A 15,861-nucleotide genomic window follows, 5' to 3' on the forward strand; every position below is an offset into this window, starting at 1 on the left:
TCATAGGACGGCACAGCGTCAATCCTTTTTCCCGAAAAGCCGCTTGAGCATGTCGGCCATCGGGCCGCTTTCGGGAATATTCGGTTTTTTCTGGTTTGGCCGCGCCTGGCGGATATGGCTCTGCGTCTTTGCCTTTGCTTCGGGCGGGGCTTTCTCAAGCTGCGCGGGGTCGGCCTTGAAACCGTTTGGACGCTGATTGCCGTCGCCCATGGCGAGCGCAACGCGGTTCATGAAACTGTTGTCCTCGCCGCGGGCGAGCATGGCGACATTATCGGCGACAGCGCCCAGAAGCGTATCCAGCCATTCATTGTCGACCTTGGCGAAATCGCCGAGAACATAATTATGCACGAGTTCCTTCGCGCCGGGATGGCCGATGCCAAGCCGCATGCGGCGATAATTCTGGCCGCCGGAGAAGGATTGCATATGGGCGTCGATGGACTTGATGCCGTTATGGCCACCGGAGCCGCCGCCGGTCTTGATGCGCAGCTTGCCGGGATTGAGATCGAGTTCGTCATAGATCACGACGAGATCGGCAGGCGTCAGCTTGTAGAAGCGCATGGCCTCGCCGACAGACTGGCCGGAAAGGTTCATGAAGGTCTGCGGCTTGATGAGCAGCACCTTTTCGCCATCGATCACGCCATCGGCGATCTCGGCCTGAAACTTCTTCTGCCAGTTGGAAAAGCGATGGCGGCGGAATATTTCATCCGCCGCCATGAAACCGATATTGTGCCGGTTATGCGCATATTTGGGGCCCGGATTGCCAAGACCTGCAATGAGCAGCATGGTTTGAGCCCCTAAATAATTACTCGGCGTCCTTGGCTTCTTCCGCAGCGCCTTCCGAGGCAGCTTCTTCCGACTTCAGGCCGGCAGGAGCAGCGATCGTGGCGATGGTGAAGTCGCGATCCTGGATAGCAGGCGTCACGCCCTTCGGCAGCTTGATTGCCGAAATGTGGACGGAGTCGCCGATTTCGAGGCCGGTCAGGTCGACGTCGAGTGCTTCCGGAATTGCATTGGCCGGAACGATCAGTTCAACGTCGTGACGAACGATGTTGAGAACGCCGCCGCGCTTGATGCCCGGAGCTGCTTCTTCGTTCTTGAAGTGGACCGGAACATTCACATGGACGACCGACTTCGCGGAAACGCGCAGGAAGTCGACATGCTGCGGGAAGTCACGGACCGGATCCAGCTGGTAGTCCTTCGGGAGGACCTGAATCTTCTTGCCGTCCACTTCGATCGTGGCAACTGTGGTCTTAAAGCCACCGCCATGAATCTTGTAGAAGATCTCCTTGTAGGAGACGGCGATTGCGAGGGGTTCCTGCTTGTCGCCATAGATGACTGCAGGAATCTGGCCGTTGCGACGCAGTTCGCGGGAGGACCCCTTACCAACCCGGGTACGCAGATCGGCCTTGAGCACGTAAGTCTCGCTCATGGCATTTCCTTTCGATGTTACTGGAGTGTCGCCCGCTGTATAATCTGCGCATGACCTTGTCCGAAAACTGGTTTCCACTTTTCGGGACCATGCTTCAACAAACGACATGAAACAGCCCGTATCGTCTGTCACAAGGTGAAAGACCGGACCGCTCCATTCCGCGTTGCCTCCAAGGGTGTCTACGCGGATGGCGGTGCTATAGAGCATAGCGCGCGGCGGTGCAAGTTTTTTGGGTTTGCCCCACACGGAGGCTGACGGGCGATAGTTGAAAAAGTGATCCCGATGGCCTATATTCGGATCGGTAGCTGAAGCGCTAACTCCAGCTACCGTGTTCTTAGATAAAGAATTGTGCCCGCACTGTGGCTTGCCAGCCAGTGCGGGTTTTCTTTATTCTAAGCGTGAATCTGATGGGTATTAACCACATTCAATTCACCTCCGAATAGAGAGCAAAGCCTTTGCCACGGTCGAGGTGGCTCATCCTCCCCGACGCGCCCGCTGGCTGGACGCTTGCTGCTTTTGCCCCCTGACAGGATTGCTATCAAAACTTCAGGTTGAAATCTACTGCCCGGCATCTGTGGGCATTTGTCTTAACGGGTGGCAATGACAGCCGCGAAAGTGTTAAGCGGGTGCCTGATCGACTGGCCGGTTTTCTGCGCGAGTCGTCTGTTCCTGCAATGTTGAAACAAGGAGGCGAGATGCAGGTCGGTATCGACATGGGTTCTGTTGCTGGAAGCGGTTCTGCCTCGGCAGCGGCGCTTGGCGGCGGCAAGCAGGCCATGCTTGATCTTGAAGAGCTTCTCGCCACGCGCCTGCTCGTGCAGGGCAATTCCGGCTCGGGCAAGTCGCACCTTCTGCGCCGCCTGCTTGAACAGAGCGCGCAATGGGTGCAGCAGTGCATAGTCGATCCCGAAGGGGATTTCGTCACGCTCGCCGATCTTTACGGCCATGTCGTCGTTGATGCCGCCCGCACCGAAGCCGAACTGACCCGCATTGCCGGACGCATCCGCCAGCATCGTGTATCCGTCGTGCTCAATCTGGAAGGGCTGGACGTCGAGCAGCAGATGCGCTCGGCTGCGGCTTTTCTTGGCGGACTTTTCGATGCCGAACGCGATTATTGGTATCCGATGCTGGTTGTGGTGGACGAGGCGCAGCTTTTTGCGCCTGCCGCCGCCGGTGAAGTGTCGGATGAAGCGCGCAAGCTTTCGCTGGGCGCGATGACCAACCTCATGTGCCGTGGTCGAAAGCGCGGTCTTGCCGGGGTTATTGCGACGCAGCGACTGGCGAAGCTCGCCAAGAACGTCGCTGCCGAGGCCTCGAATTTTTTGATGGGGCGCACTTTTCTCGATATCGACATGGCGCGTGCCGCCGACCTTCTCGGCATGGAGCGCAAACAGGCTGAGATGTTCCGCGATTTGCAGCGCGGGCATTTCGTGGCGCTTGGGCCCGCCCTGTCGCGCCGTCCATTGCCGATCAAGATCGGCAAGGTGGAAACATCGGCACGGTCTTCTTCGCCGAAACTGATGCCGCTTCCCGATGCGCCCGAAGACGCGCTCGATCTTATCTTCACGCCTGCGCCGCAGGAAATCCGCACCGCCGTGCGCAGGGCGCCGCCACCGCCACCGCCGCCATCGACGGCGGAAATCCTGGCTCAGGTGGCAAAGCCCAAGCCGGAAGCCGAACCGGTCGAAGCGCCGCTTTTCCCCGGCATCGTGGAAGCCGAACGCGAAGAGCTTCTGGAAAAGGTGATGCGCGAGATCGTGGACGATCCGGAAGCCTCGTTCCGCTCGGTTGCCGTTCTCTATCAGGACTTTCTGGTGCGTTGCCGCATTCACCGCGTTCCGGGCGAACCACTGGCCCTGCCGGCATTCCGGCGCAGGCTCGCCGTGGCGCAGGCCAGCATTGAAAGCGATGTCGCCAATGGCGAGACATGGCAGCAGGCGCTTATCCTTTCGGAAAGCCTCACCGACGATGTGCAGGGCGTGTTCCTGATCGTGGCGCAGGCAGCGGTGACGGGTGCGCCTTGCCCGTCCGACGCGGCGCTGGCGCGGGCCTATGGCACGCATTCGTTCAGTCGTGCGCGGCGTCTCCTGACCTATTTCGAAGAGCGCGGGCTTCTGGTCGTGCGTAACGACTTCAAGGGAATGCGCATCGTCAATTTTCCCGATCTTGGCTGTGAGACCGCGCCGGGCGATCCGAATGCGCCGGATGATCTGGCCGAAGAAGGTGCCGCAGCCGAGTAAGCCTGTGAAAACCGTCATGAACCTGTAATGATTGTCAGCAAGAGCTTGGTCGGATCATTCAGGATGACAGCGTGACACAGCCAATAAAGCAGCCGGATTTCAAAGAACTTTTCGCGACATTCGGCAAGATCGGGCTTTTGTCCTTCGGCGGGCCGGCAGCGCAGATCGCCATGTTGCAGCGCGTTCTCGTGGATGAGAAGAAATGGATGGATCAGGAGCGGCTGATCCATGCGCTCAATTTCTGCATGTTGCTGCCGGGGCCGGAAGCCATGCAGCTTGCGACCTATTCCGGCTGGGCGGTGAAAGGCTGGCGCGGCGGCTTGCTGGCCGGGCTTTTGTTCGTGCTGCCCGGTGCGGTCGTCATGTTGGCATTGTCGGCGCTTTACGTCGCCTTCGGGCATGTCGATGTTGTGGCGGGATTGCTGTTCGGCCTCAAGGCTGCGGTGCTGGCCGTGGTCTTTGAGGCGCTCTATCGGATGGCCAGACGGACATTGGCGTCGGGTTTTTCCTATTGCGTAGCGGTCACTGCATTCATTGCGATAGCGCTTTTGAAACTGCCGTTTCCGCTCGTCGTGCTGCTGGCGGCTGTCGCCGGCGGCCTGCGCCATGCCATTCAGGGAAATAGTGCAGCAACAGTTCTGGGGCAGGCGACACCAGGTGCGCTGCGGGAATTCACGCAGCAGACACTGATCTGGGGCGGGCTGTGGCTTTTGCCTCTGCTGGGGCTCTTCCTCGCCTTTGGCGGCGGGCATGTCTTCGTGCAGGAAGCCGCCTTCTTCTCGAAGCTTGCGGCGGTAACGTTCGGTGGCGCTTATGCGGCCCTTTCCTATACGGCGCAGCAGGCGGTCGAGCATTTCGGCTGGATGAAGCCCGGCGAGATGCTGACCGGGCTCGGTCTTGCCGAGACCACGCCGGGACCGCTGATCCTCGTGCTGGTATTCGTCGGCTTCGTGGGGGCGGCGAACCTTTCGGGTCTGCCGCCGCTGCTCGGCGGCTTTTTCGGCGGATTGATCGCGCTGTGGTTTACCTTCGTGCCCTGCTTTCTATGGATACTGGCAGGGGCGCCCTTCGTGGAGCGGCTGCGTCAGGTGCGCTGGCTGTCGGCGATGCTGGGCGGCATTACGGCTGCGGTCGTGGGCGTGATTGCCAATCTGGCGCTGTGGTTCTCGCTGCATGTCCTGTTTTCACAGGTCGTGGAGAAGGCGGTCGGTCCCTTCACGCTGCCGCTTCCGGTCTGGAGCACAATAGACAATGCCGCCGTCCTGATCGCAGGCGCGGCGGCATTGTTGCTTGTCGTCTTCAGGATGAACATGCCGCTCGTGCTGTTGCTGGCGGCATGTTTCGGGATCGCCCTCAGGCTGTTGTTTTAGTCGAACAGGCTCGAAACCGACTCTTCCGCTGCCGTGCGGGCAATGGCTTCGCCGATGAGGTCCGAGATCGACAGCACGCGGATGTTCGGCGCGTCGTTGATGGCGGTGGTCGGCTGGATGGAATCGGTGATGACCAGTTCTTTCAGCTTGGACGAGGCGATACGCGCAACCGCGCCGCCGGACAGAACGCCGTGCGTGATATAGGCGGTGACGCTGTTGGCGCCCTTGTTGAGCAGGGCTTCGGCTGCATTGCAGAGCGTGCCGCCGGAATCGACGATATCGTCGAACAGCAGGCAGTCCTTGCCGGAAACATCGCCGATGACGTTCATGACTTCCGATTCACCCGGGCGTTCGCGGCGCTTGTCGACGATGGCGAGCTGCGCGTCGATGCGCTTTGCGAGCGAACGGGCGCGCACCACGCCGCCGACGTCCGGCGAAACGACCATGCAGTTGCCGGTGGCATAATGGGCCTTCACATCGCGGGCGATGACCGGAACGGCGTAGAGGTTGTCGGTCGGGATATCGAAGAAGCCCTGGATCTGACCGGCGTGAAGATCAAGCGTCAGGACGCGGTTGGCACCGGCTTCGGTGATGAGGTTGGCGACGAGCTTGGCCGAGATCGGCGTGCGCGGGCCGGGCTTGCGGTCCTGGCGGGCATAGCCGAAATAGGGCAGGACTGCGGTGATGCGACGGGCCGAGGAACGGCGGAAGGCATCGATCATGATGAGTAGTTCCATCAGGTGATCGTTTGCCGGGTAGGAGGTCGATTGCAGAACGAATACGTCTTCGCCGCGCACGTTTTCCTGAATCTCTACGAAGATTTCCTGATCGGCGAAGCGACGGACGCTGGCCTTACCGAGCGGAATGTTGAGATATTGAGCAACGGATTCGGCAAGAACCCGGTTGGAGTTGCCTGCGAAAAGTTTCATTCTTTTGCCTCTGACGCCGATGCGGTCGCGGTTTGCAGTCTGGTTGTCGCAAAAGTCCGCCGTAACGGACAATCTCAAAAATTTTAAAGCTGCGTACTTATCTGACGGGATCAAGTACAGCAGCTTGCAAGGTTCTTTCGGATGCGGGGGCTATTGCAAAGAGTCACAGTTATTGCAAGGCCCGAAGGGACACAATTGCTGCAAAAAGGCCGGTATTGCGGCTTTCCCACAGTATGACAGACCGATTCAGCAAAAGATTTCAGTCTTTTGCTGCCGAAGCAAGTTTCTATGCGCGATTTGCCGCAAGCCAGGTCGAATATTCCTGCATGGTGCGGTCGGCGATTGCCTGCATTGCGGAAGCCGGAACGACGCTCCATGAGTCTGCCGCAGCGCCCGGAACTTTCTCCTGACCCTGTATGCGGTGAAGGCGGTTGCCGGACGCATCGAGAACGTCCCAGACGTAGAGAACCGTGGTCTGGTTATCTTCCGAAAGAACGGAGAAATAGCCCTTCATCACATAGGCCGCGCCCGTATCATTATTGCCCGCAAGCTCGATGCCCTTTGCCTTGGCGTCATCGTTGATGCGATGGGTCAGCGGCGTCACCACATTGACCGGCGCGCCGACGATGGGGGCGATATGCAGCTTGCCCGGCTTGAGGCCCGCACTGCGCTGCGGCGTCGCTGGCGCGGTGGTTGCGGGCGTGGTGCCGGTTGCGGTTGTTCCGGCGGGTTGCGCGGTGCCCGTCGCCGGGGTGCCGGGCGTCGTGGCCGGTGCAACGGTTTGGCCCGAACTCTGGCCAGAACTCTGGCCAGAATTCTGGCCAGAGGCTGGGCCCGGGCCCTGATTGCTGCCTTGCACGTTCAGCGCGGATTCAGTGCTGTTGCAGGCAGCGAGGACGCTTGTCAGCATCCCGGCCAGAAACAGCATCGTTGAAAGATGTGCCTTGTTCATGTTCGGCTTCATGCTCCTGAAGGCGCAGGTTCCCTGCGATAGGGCATTTCAGTTCATACCGTCGACTTTTCCCGACGTGCCGTTTTATCGCCGATTGCGCCTCATTTGACAATCATATCAAGAGAATGGCGGGATAATGGCTGAGCAGCCCCATTTGTTGTGAGATATGTCTGTCCCAGCGTCATGGCGGTCTGCGTATCGGAGTCCATGATGATCATATGCGCGAAAAGCGTCATGTCCGGCTGGATGCTTTCCGGATTTCCGGCATAGAACATCTGCGGGTCCATCCATGACGGCGTGAAGCGCGCGCCCACCGAATAGCCGCAGGCATTGAGGCGGTGGCGGGTGAGCCCATGCGCCTCCATGGTCCGCGCATGGGCATCGAACACGTCGCCGAATGTCGAGGCGGGCGTCATCGCCGCTTCCACGGCTTCCAGCGCCTCGCGCGCGGCGGCGTAAAGCTCCTGATGATGCGTGGTCGGCTTGCCGACGATCAGCGTGCGCATCATCGGCGCATGGTAATGCCGGAAGACGCCCGACCATTCGAGCGTGAGCTGGTCGTTCTTGTTCAGCTTGCGCCGGCCGGATTTATAGCGGCAGAGCAGGGCGTCGTCGCCCGAGCCGATGATATATTCGTTCGCCGGATAATCGCCGTCGCCCGCGAAATTGGCGCTCATCATCGCAGCCAGAATATCGGCCTCGCTCGCGCCGCCTTTGGTCAGCTTGATCGCCGCATCAAGCGCATCGTCGCTGAGTTCCGCGGCGCGCTTGGCATAGGCGATTTCGGCAGGGCTTTTCAGCAAGCGCAGGCGATCCACCATGCCGGAGGCATCGTAAAGCTTGGCAAAGCTCTGCAACTGTTCGTCCAGCTTGCGGGCATTGGCCCCGGTAAGGCCGTGCGTCTGGTATTCGATGCCGATCCGGGTGCCGAGAAGGTCCAGTTCCGTCAGGATATTGCGCAGGTCCGAGGCCGGATTGGCATTGTCGCGGTCGGTCCAGACCACGATATTCTCGATATTCGAAGTATGACGCGCCTGCCGGAGATCGGCGGAGCGCGTCATCAGCACCATGGACCCGTCGGCTTTCACGACGAGGCACTGGAAGAAGCAGAAGCCGAACGTGTCATAGCCGGTCAGCCAGTACATGCTCTCCTGTGCGAACAGCAGAAGGGCATCCAGCTTCTCCTCCTCCATCTTCAAGGTCAGACGGTCGCGACGTGCGGCGAATTCTTCCGGCTCGAAGTGAAGGGCCATGCGGTTCTCCTAATCTTCCTGGGTGGCGGTGTCTTCTATGATGGCAATGGCTGCGATCTGACGCCCGTAATCGGGTTCATTGCGATGGGTGGTGCGCCGGTAGGAATAGAACTGGTCCTCATCGGCATAGGTGCACTGGCGCAGCGATTCCGCCTGCACACCTGCCTTCGTCAGGCGGTCGGTGATGAATGTCCACAGGTCGAACAGCTTGTGGTCCGCCTTGTCGGATGGGCGGAAATAGGCGGTATAGGCCGGGTCCCTGCCGATGAATTCGGCATAGAATTCCGGTCCGACCTCATAATTGTCGGGGCCGATGGTGGGGCCGAGAACAGCCACGATATTCTCGCGCTTCGCGCCGAGCCCGATCATGGCTTCGATGGTGTTTTCCAGCACGCCGCCAAAAGCGCCGCGCCATCCCGCATGAGCAGAGCCGATGATTCCCGCTTCGTGATCGGCAAACAGCACTGGCCCGCAATCGGCGGAAAGCGCACCGATGGCGATGCCGGGAACATTGGTCACCATGGCGTCGGCCTTCGGGCGCGGGCTGCCGAATGGTTCGGTGACGTGGAGGACATCTGGCGAATGAACCTGATGCACGGTCATGAGATGATCGGGCGCAACGCCGAGGCTTTCGGCTACGCGGCGGCGATTCTCCGCGACCTTTTCCGGTACATCGTTCGATCCGCTTCCGACGTTGAGGCCCGTATAGATGCCGTCGGAAACGCCGCCCTTGCGGGTGAAGAAGCCGTGCGCAATCCGCTTCCCGTTCTGTCCGACGGGCTTTTCAAGGAGAGGCGAACGGAGCGGTTGCGGCATGTCGGTCATGGCATTCTTTCGTTAAACGGCGGGATGGTGGGGGAGGTCGGTTGGCTTGTCAATCGAAGCTTTCGCTAACATGGAACTGCAAATGGAATGAGCTTTGTGTCGGAATCGCTGATGGCCAGCACCTTGAACAAGGTTCCCATCTGATCGGGCGCGGCCAGTCTTTCGACATCCTGCCGGATTTTTTCCTGAAATGCCGCATCCTTGCCCGCGCCCAGCCGTCCGGCGCGATCGATCAGGCCCATTGCGAGCAGAAACTCGCCCTGCGTCATCGTTCCGGTCTTGCAGTTGCTGGCGCGTGCCGCCTTCTCCAGCATGTCGAAATCGACATGGCTGGTAAGATCGGCTTCCCCCGGATGGGCGAACACATCGTCAAAGCTGTGTTTCAGCATGGCTTGCAGCGTATCGCCGAAACCGGATTCCAGATGGCCGTAATCGATGTTGAGCGCCGCGCCGCGCGTTGTGGCAATTCGGCTGGCGATTTCCTGCATCAGGGCCGTGCGCGCCGGGGCCGCTTCAAAGATGGCGCCTTCTTCCGCCGTGGCGTGATCTTGCGGAAGGAGAGCCGGGTCTATGCCGCCCAGACCGCTGACGAAGTGAAATTCGTCCTTGTCGTCGAGCGCGATCATCCGTTCGACAAAGCGGCCACCCACCTTGACGAACTGGCGGAAAGGAATGGCGTCGAAGAGTTCGTTGGTGACGAGGATCAGCGGCCCGTCAGCTATGTCGGAAAAGCGCTCGAACCAGTCGATTTTTACGCCTGCACCGGCCAGCTTTTCCTTTTGCCTGTCGACAAGGCGCGGGCTGGTTTCGACCATGGCGATGCGGGCAGCGCCAAGCATTTGCGGGGCAAGCCTGCCGATGGTGCGCAGCATGTCGCTCATCAGCGTGCCGCGACCGGGGCCGATCTCGCACAGCACCACATTGTCCGGGCGTCCCAGCGCATCCCATTCGCTGACGCACCAGATGCCGATCAGCTCGCCGAACATCTGGCTCACTTCCGGCGCGGTGATGAAATCGCCGTCACGTCCGAAAGGTTCGCGCGTGGTGTAATAGCCAGCCTCGCGGTCGCCGAGGCAGGCGGCCATGTAATCGGCGACGCTGATCGGCCCGGAGGCGGCGATCAGGCGTTTCAGCCGGTCTTTCAGCGATGACTCAGGCATCTTTGGCTGCTGCGCGGTTGGCGCGCCACATGGCCCAGAGCCCGATCAGCACCATCGGCACCGAAAGCACCATGCCCATGGTGAGCCAGCCGCCGAGGAGATAGCCAAGCTGGGCGTCCGGCTCGCGGAAGAATTCCACCACGATGCGGCTGAGGCCGTAGCCGGTGACGAATGCGCCTGCGATGAAGCCGGGTTTCTTCAGCTTGCGTCCGACCCAGACGAGCAGGAACAGCACGAAGAAGAGCACGAGACCCTCAAGCAAGGCTTCGTAAAGCTGGCTTGGATGGCGCGGCAACGGGCCGCCATTGGGGAAATAGACCGCCCATCGCACATCGCTGACCCGGCCCCAGAGTTCCGAATTGATGAAATTGGCGACGCGCACGACGCCGAGGCCGACCGGCACGCCGGCGGCGATCGTGTCGAACATGCTCCACACCCTGATGCCGCGTGAGCGGGCAAACAGGATCATGGCGAGCGTGGTGCCCAGAATGCCGCCGTGGAACGACATGCCGCCATCCCAGACCGCCGGAATGGCGAGCGGGTTGGAGATGTAGAAGGAGAAATTATAGAAGAGCACATAGCCGATGCGCCCGCCAAGCACGACGCCGAGCGCGGCCCAGATGACGAAGTCGTCGAGCGCTTCCGGGGCCATGGGCGGCTGGTTGTTCGCCCACAGGCGGTGGCTTCGCAGGAGCTTCTTGCCATACCACCAGGCGAACATGATGCCGACCACATAGCCGAGGCCGTACCAGTGCACTGCCAGCGGCCCGATCCGGAAAATCACCGGATCGATATTGGGGAAGGCGAGCGCCGATACGGGCAGCAACGTCTCAATCATGAAATCACTCCGTTTTGTGAGGGAACATGCTGGACCAGCCCTTGCCGGTCAAGCCGTTCCCGCCGTGCTGCAAATCGCGTTTTGCGGCGCCTGCGGTGCTCATCTACCCTTAAGGCAGCCTTAAGTACATTCGCCTCGGGTTTCCCGATCCCGCAGGAGCCCCTGATTTTGCTTTCGTTGCGCCGAAGCCGATCACTTTCCATAGCCGAGCTTGCATCGGACCCGAGACGGCCCTATTTCAAATTTATGTTTTCAACAGGTCTCTCCTGGAAATAAGGAATGATTGCCATGACCAGCGGACAGAACCGGGTTCTCGATGAACTCGCCAAGCTTGTGACGGATGCGGCAGGCGCTGCGCAGGGCGTGCGCCGCGAAGTGGAAACGGCGTTGCGTTCACAGGGCGAACGGGTGCTGAACACGCTCGACGTGGTGCAGCGCGAAGACTTCGAAGCCGTTCGTGAAATGGCGATCAAGGCACGTGCCGAAAACAGCGCCCTGCTGGCAAGAATCGAAGCTCTCGAAGCGCGTCTTGCGAAATTCGAAGTCGATTCCGATGCCAAATCGGCAAAATCGGCTTCAACTTCGGCTAAATCCAAAAATAATCCCTGAATATTTATTAACAGGCCGCAAGTGGCAAAAACCCTTGTCTTAGAGTCGGTTAAGGCAAGGGGTGCGGCCCGCCCCTCATATATTTCCACATGCTTTCATGTCTCTTTTTTGAAAAGGGGCTGGCGTTCAGATTCAGCATCAATAGACTGAAAACACTACATGATTCGTAATGTGGTCATGTAGGCGGCGGCGAGGGGCTGTGTGTCAGGTTTCGCGTCTTTCAGGCTGCTTTCCAGTATCAGTTGCGTATGTGCGTGTGCCATTGGGGCGCTTGCATGCCACCGTGCATGCCGGTTCCTCGACCGATCAATTCGTGCCTGTTTTCCTGCGCTTGTTCTTGCGCGGTGACCGGCGCGGGCGGGCAGTTATCTGCACGCCGGGAATTAGGAAACATCTGGGGGCAGATGGTTCCCAGAACAGGAAACGGACATGAGCCTTCTTGAGCTTGAATTCGCACGTGAGGCGCATCCGGTGGATGTGATCGAACAGGTCGCGCATTCAAACGACTGGACGTTCGAGCGGACTGGCGACGACGAAATCGCAATCTCGGTTGCGGGCAACTGGACTGACTATCACATCTCGTTTTCCTGGATGGAGGATTTCGAGGCACTGCATCTGGCCTGCGCATTCGACATCAAGGTGGCCGAGCCGCGCGTCAACGAAGTGATGCGCCTGCTTTCGCTCATCAACGAAAAACTGCTGATGGGCCATTTCGACCTCTGGCAGCAGGAAGGGGCGATCATGTATCGCCAGTCGCTGTTGCTGGCGGGCGGCGCTGAGCCGACGAGCCGTCAGGTGGAAGTGCTGCTGTCGGCGGCGCTGGAAGCCTGCGAGGCCTATTTCCAGGCTTTCCAGTTCGTGGTCTGGTCGGGCGTCACGGCCCGCGAGGCGCTGGAAAGTGTTGTGTTCGAGACAGTCGGTCGCGCCTGACTATAAATCAGTTTAATTTTGGCCCGGCGCTCGCGCCGGGTTTTCTGCGAGGCCGGGAGCGCGGGCCGGGGAGTGAAAGAATGAGCGAAGCAACCACCATCAGCTGGGCAGATTTCGAAAAGGTCGATATCCGCAGCGGAACCATCGTGGAAGCCGTACCATTTCCCGAAGCGCGCAAGCCCGCCTACAAGCTGAAGATCGATTTCGGCGAAAAGATCGGCGTCAGGAAGTCGTCGGCACAGATCACGAAGCACTACACGCCCGAGCAACTCATCGGCAAGCAGGTCATGGCTGTGGTGAATTTCCCGCCGCGGCAGATCGGCCCCTTCATGTCGGAAGTGCTGACGCTCGGCATGCCGGACGAGGACGGCGAAGTGGTTCTCGCGGCAATCGACAAGCCGGTGCCGAACGGCGGCAAGCTTTATTAAGAGCGTTCTGCAACCGCGTCGACCCCTCATCCTGAGGAGGCTCCTGAGCTTGCGAAGGAGCCGTCTCGAAGGACGAGGGCAGGCACTGTGGCAGGCATTGTGCGTTTTCCCTCAGCCCTTCGAGACGCCGTTTTCAACGGCTCCTCAGGATGAGGGAAAAGAAGCGTGAAAACTCCTGCTTATCGCTTTGCTCTGAAGTTTATTTCCCGAGCCCCAAGCCAGAACGCCTGGAGAATTTCCAGCAAAAGTGTGTAACGTCTAGGCGGGGAAATCGGTTCACCGGACTGATTTCCTAACCCACTTCGATGCGTTGAATAATGAGATAAAACAAATAGTTAGAGCGGCTCCGGCGATTAGGACAGGAACCGCTCTAAGCCGGAATATGGATGATGGCGCGGAGGCCGCCCAGAGGCGAATCTTCCAGCGAAATGTCGCCGCCGTGGCTGCGCGCAATGTCGCGTGCAATGGCAAGCCCCAGCCCGCCCGTGCCGCCTGAATCCTGCGTTCGCGCTTCATCCAGCCGGACGAATGGCTTGAAGACATCTTCCCGCCGGTCTTCCGGAATGCCGGGCCCGTCATCGTCCACGACGACTTTCAGCCAGCCTTCGACATGCGAAATCGACAGCTCGACATTTTGCGCGTGACGGAAGGCGTTCGATACGAGATTACTCACCAGACGCGAGAAGGCGTTCGGGCGCACATGAACCTCGCTGTCGCCCTCGACATGATATTTGAAGCCGCGTTCGCGCAGACGCGCCTCGTTCTCCAGCTTCTCGCAGAGTTTGGTGACATCATAGCTTGCCGTTTCTTCCGAACCTTCGCCGCGCGCAAAGGCAAGATAGCCTTCGAGCATCGTCTGCATGTCGGCGATATCCTGATTGAGCGGTTCGGTGTCGATGGAATGGCCAGCCAGCGCCAGTTGCAGCTTGAAGCGGGTGAGGATGGTGCGCAGGTCGTGGCTGACGCCCGACAGCATGGCCGTGCGCTGCTCGATCTGGCGCTCGATGCGCGAGCGCATCTGGATGAAGGCAATGCCGGCGCGGCGTACTTCCTCGGCCCCGCGCGGATGGAAGCCCTCCGGCATGGGGCGCCCCTTGCCGAAACTTTCCGCCGCCTCGGCAAGCTGCTGGATCGGCTTGATCTGGTTGCGCAGGAAGGCGATGGCGATGATGAGCAGAACCAGCGCGGTGCCGACCATCCAGGTCAGGAAGATGCCCGTATTGGACGCATAGGCCTGGCTGCGCCTTGCAAAGACGCGCAACACCTTGTCCTCAAGCTTGATGCGGATTTCGATGAGATCGGAATCGCCCACCGTATCCACCCAGAAGGGCCGGTTGATCTGGCGGGTGATTTCTTCGCTCAGGAAGTAATCGAGAATGGCGAAGAACGGCTTCGGTCCGGGCGGCGGCAGCGGATCGGGCGGCAGGATCGAAATGTTCAGCGCCAGCCGCTGCTGCGAGATGCGGATCAGATTATCGTAGCCCGGTTCCTGCGGATAGGTTTCCAGAATATCGATGATGCCCGCAATATCGCGCACGACGGCGGTGGACAGGCGTTCCGTCACCATCTGCCAGTGACGCTCCATGAACACATAGGCGATCACGGATTGCAGCAGCACCATCGGTGCGATGATGATGATGAGCGACCGCGCATAAAGCCCCTTGGGCATGGTGCGGGCCAACCAGCGGGAGAATTTTCTCAAGGGCGATTTCATCGTGTCAGGCCCACACTGGCTGCGGCACAAGGCCGGTATTCGGGGCGGTATTCGGGTCGGTATTCGGGGCGGTGATCGCGCTTCGCGACGGCCTTCCCGGCGTCTGGCGCAGCCGAAAAGTTCTTTTCAGGCTGCGCTTCGCGTTTTGTGAGAATACCATTTCCGATCGCACTATCCCGGCTCTGCCGAATGCTACTCGATGCTCAGCTTGTAGCCGATGCCGCGCACGGTCTGGAGCCAGACCGGATTGGCCGGGTCCTGCTCGATCTTGCGGCGAAGGCGATTGATCTGCACGTCGATGGTGCGCTCGCCGACATCGCCGTCCTGCCCGGTCAGCTCATGACGGGGGATCGTTTCACCGGCGCGCTCCGCGAAGATCGCCATGATATCCTGTTCGCGATCCGTCAGCTTGATCGTTTCGGAACCCTTCTTCAATTCGCGGCGCGGGATGAAGAAAGTGTAGGGGCCGAACACTATCTGTTCGATCTTCGGCTGCGCCGGAGGCGCGCCGCGCCGCAGGATATTGTTGATGCGAAGCGTCAGCTCGCGGGGATCGAAGGGCTTGGGCAGATAGTCATCGGCGCCAGCGGCCAGCCCGTCGATGCGGCTGTCGGTTTCCGACAATGCCGTCAGCATGAGAATGGGAACATTCTTCTGCTCGCGCAGCGAGCGCGTCAGCGAAACGCCGGTTTCGCCCGGCATCATGACGTCGAGGATGAGCAGATCGAAGTCGATGCCTTCCAGCTTGCGGCGCGCTTCAGCGGCGCTGCCAGCCATGGTGACACGGAAACCGCTATTCGTCAGATATTGCGAAAGAAGGCTGCGAATGCGCGTATCGTCATCAACGACGAGGAGATGCGGCGCGTCATCCGAAAGCGTTTTTTCTTCTTCTGCTGCCATGGCGTGTTTCGATCCCGTTCCGATAATTTGACTTCAGCATCCCGGCATCATGCCCGATGCTTTGGCATGCATATTATCGACAGGAATGCGGCACGTCCATTCACTGCCTGCATGCGCCTGTTTTTATGCAATCATTTAGTGTCTGGTCCAAAGCCGCCATGCCCTGCTGCAAATAGCGGCTTTCTGCGCTGCCGAGGCGCATATACTTTCAAGTATTGCTCAAGCTGCGGTTGTCGAAACCCGTCATTTTCGCCACGGCCTGACGCTTCTTATTCAGACACTTT

The 15,861-nt window shown here is 59.7% G+C and carries 15 protein-coding genes; 5 read left to right on the forward strand and 10 right to left on the reverse strand.

The genetic code is table 11. The annotated features are described in order from the left end of the window. Positions 1–18 precede the first annotated feature (18 nt). Positions 19–783, reverse strand: coding sequence for an aminoacyl-tRNA hydrolase (gene pth, locus JNC63_RS09585; RefSeq protein ID WP_063620755.1), 765 nt, complete (start codon positions 781–783; stop codon positions 19–21). 19 nt (positions 784–802) lie between these two features. Continuing rightward, complete coding sequence (locus JNC63_RS09590; RefSeq protein ID WP_006472730.1) at positions 803–1,429, reverse strand: 50S ribosomal protein L25/general stress protein Ctc; 627 nt, start codon at positions 1,427–1,429, stop codon at positions 803–805. Positions 1,430–2,124: 695 nt separating this feature from the next. On the opposite strand from JNC63_RS09590, the gene JNC63_RS09595 reads away from it, so the two are divergent. Then, positions 2,125–3,669 carry an ATP-binding protein gene (locus JNC63_RS09595; protein ID WP_063620757.1) on the forward strand — a complete coding sequence of 515 codons (1,545 nt, stop codon included), beginning with the start codon at positions 2,125–2,127 and terminating at the stop codon, positions 3,667–3,669. A 71-nt stretch (positions 3,670–3,740) separates the two neighbouring features. Then, positions 3,741–5,039, forward strand: a complete 1,299-nt coding sequence (gene chrA / locus JNC63_RS09600) for a chromate efflux transporter (RefSeq protein ID WP_063620759.1) — start codon at positions 3,741–3,743, stop codon at positions 5,037–5,039. Here the strand turns inward: chrA and JNC63_RS09605 are convergent. The 6 genes from JNC63_RS09605 to lgt all read right to left on the reverse strand — a co-directional run bounded on the left by JNC63_RS09605 (position 5,036) and on the right by lgt (position 10,996). Continuing rightward, on the reverse strand, positions 5,036–5,968 hold the full coding sequence (locus JNC63_RS09605; RefSeq protein WP_021586965.1) for a ribose-phosphate pyrophosphokinase: 933 nt from the start codon (positions 5,966–5,968) through the stop codon (positions 5,036–5,038). The genes chrA and JNC63_RS09605 overlap by 4 nt on opposite strands. A gap of 286 nt (positions 5,969–6,254) precedes the next feature. Next, positions 6,255–6,932, reverse strand: a complete 678-nt coding sequence (locus tag JNC63_RS09610) for a hypothetical protein (RefSeq protein WP_063620761.1) — start codon at positions 6,930–6,932, stop codon at positions 6,255–6,257. Between the two features lie 89 nt (positions 6,933–7,021). Further along, positions 7,022–8,173 (reverse strand): M24 family metallopeptidase, encoded by a 1,152-nt coding sequence (locus tag JNC63_RS09615; protein ID WP_006467324.1) that lies wholly within the window; start codon positions 8,171–8,173, stop codon positions 7,022–7,024. Positions 8,174–8,182: 9 nt separating this feature from the next. Continuing rightward, on the reverse strand, positions 8,183–8,998 hold the full coding sequence (pgeF, locus tag JNC63_RS09620) for a peptidoglycan editing factor PgeF (protein WP_063620762.1): 816 nt from the start codon (positions 8,996–8,998) through the stop codon (positions 8,183–8,185). A 65-nt stretch (positions 8,999–9,063) separates the two neighbouring features. Then, entirely contained in the window at positions 9,064–10,158 is a 1,095-nt protein-coding gene (locus tag JNC63_RS09625) for a class I SAM-dependent methyltransferase (protein ID WP_063620764.1), read from the reverse strand. Next, positions 10,151–10,996 (reverse strand): prolipoprotein diacylglyceryl transferase, encoded by an 846-nt coding sequence (lgt, locus tag JNC63_RS09630; protein ID WP_063620766.1) that lies wholly within the window; start codon positions 10,994–10,996, stop codon positions 10,151–10,153. The genes JNC63_RS09625 and lgt overlap by 8 nt, the downstream gene beginning before the upstream one ends. A gap of 288 nt (positions 10,997–11,284) precedes the next feature. Between lgt and JNC63_RS09635 the strand changes: the two genes are divergently transcribed. From JNC63_RS09635 to JNC63_RS09645, 3 genes are all read left to right on the forward strand, one after another. Next, entirely contained in the window at positions 11,285–11,605 is a 321-nt protein-coding gene (locus tag JNC63_RS09635; protein ID WP_006471915.1) for an accessory factor UbiK family protein, read from the forward strand. A 429-nt stretch (positions 11,606–12,034) separates the two neighbouring features. Beyond that, a complete protein-coding gene (locus JNC63_RS09640; RefSeq protein WP_006467319.1) occupies positions 12,035–12,535 on the forward strand; it encodes a type III secretion system chaperone family protein in 501 nt (166 codons plus the stop codon). An 80-nt stretch (positions 12,536–12,615) separates the two neighbouring features. Beyond that, positions 12,616–12,963, forward strand: a complete 348-nt coding sequence (locus tag JNC63_RS09645) for a tRNA-binding protein (RefSeq protein ID WP_006467318.1) — start codon at positions 12,616–12,618, stop codon at positions 12,961–12,963. A gap of 370 nt (positions 12,964–13,333) precedes the next feature. Here the strand turns inward: JNC63_RS09645 and JNC63_RS09650 are convergent, their stop codons facing one another. Both JNC63_RS09650 and JNC63_RS09655 read right to left on the reverse strand, forming a co-directional pair. After that, a complete protein-coding gene (locus JNC63_RS09650; protein WP_006471914.1) occupies positions 13,334–14,677 on the reverse strand; it encodes an ATP-binding protein in 1,344 nt (447 codons plus the stop codon). Between the two features lie 192 nt (positions 14,678–14,869). After that, the gene (locus JNC63_RS09655) at positions 14,870–15,577 is read right to left on the reverse strand and encodes a response regulator (RefSeq protein ID WP_006467315.1); all 708 of its coding nucleotides are present in this window, start codon (positions 15,575–15,577) and stop codon (positions 14,870–14,872) included. Positions 15,578–15,861: the final 284 nt, after the last annotated feature.

It is taken from the genome of Brucella ciceri, assembly GCF_041930145.1.
Taxonomy (GTDB): domain Bacteria; phylum Pseudomonadota; class Alphaproteobacteria; order Rhizobiales; family Rhizobiaceae; genus Brucella; species Brucella intermedia.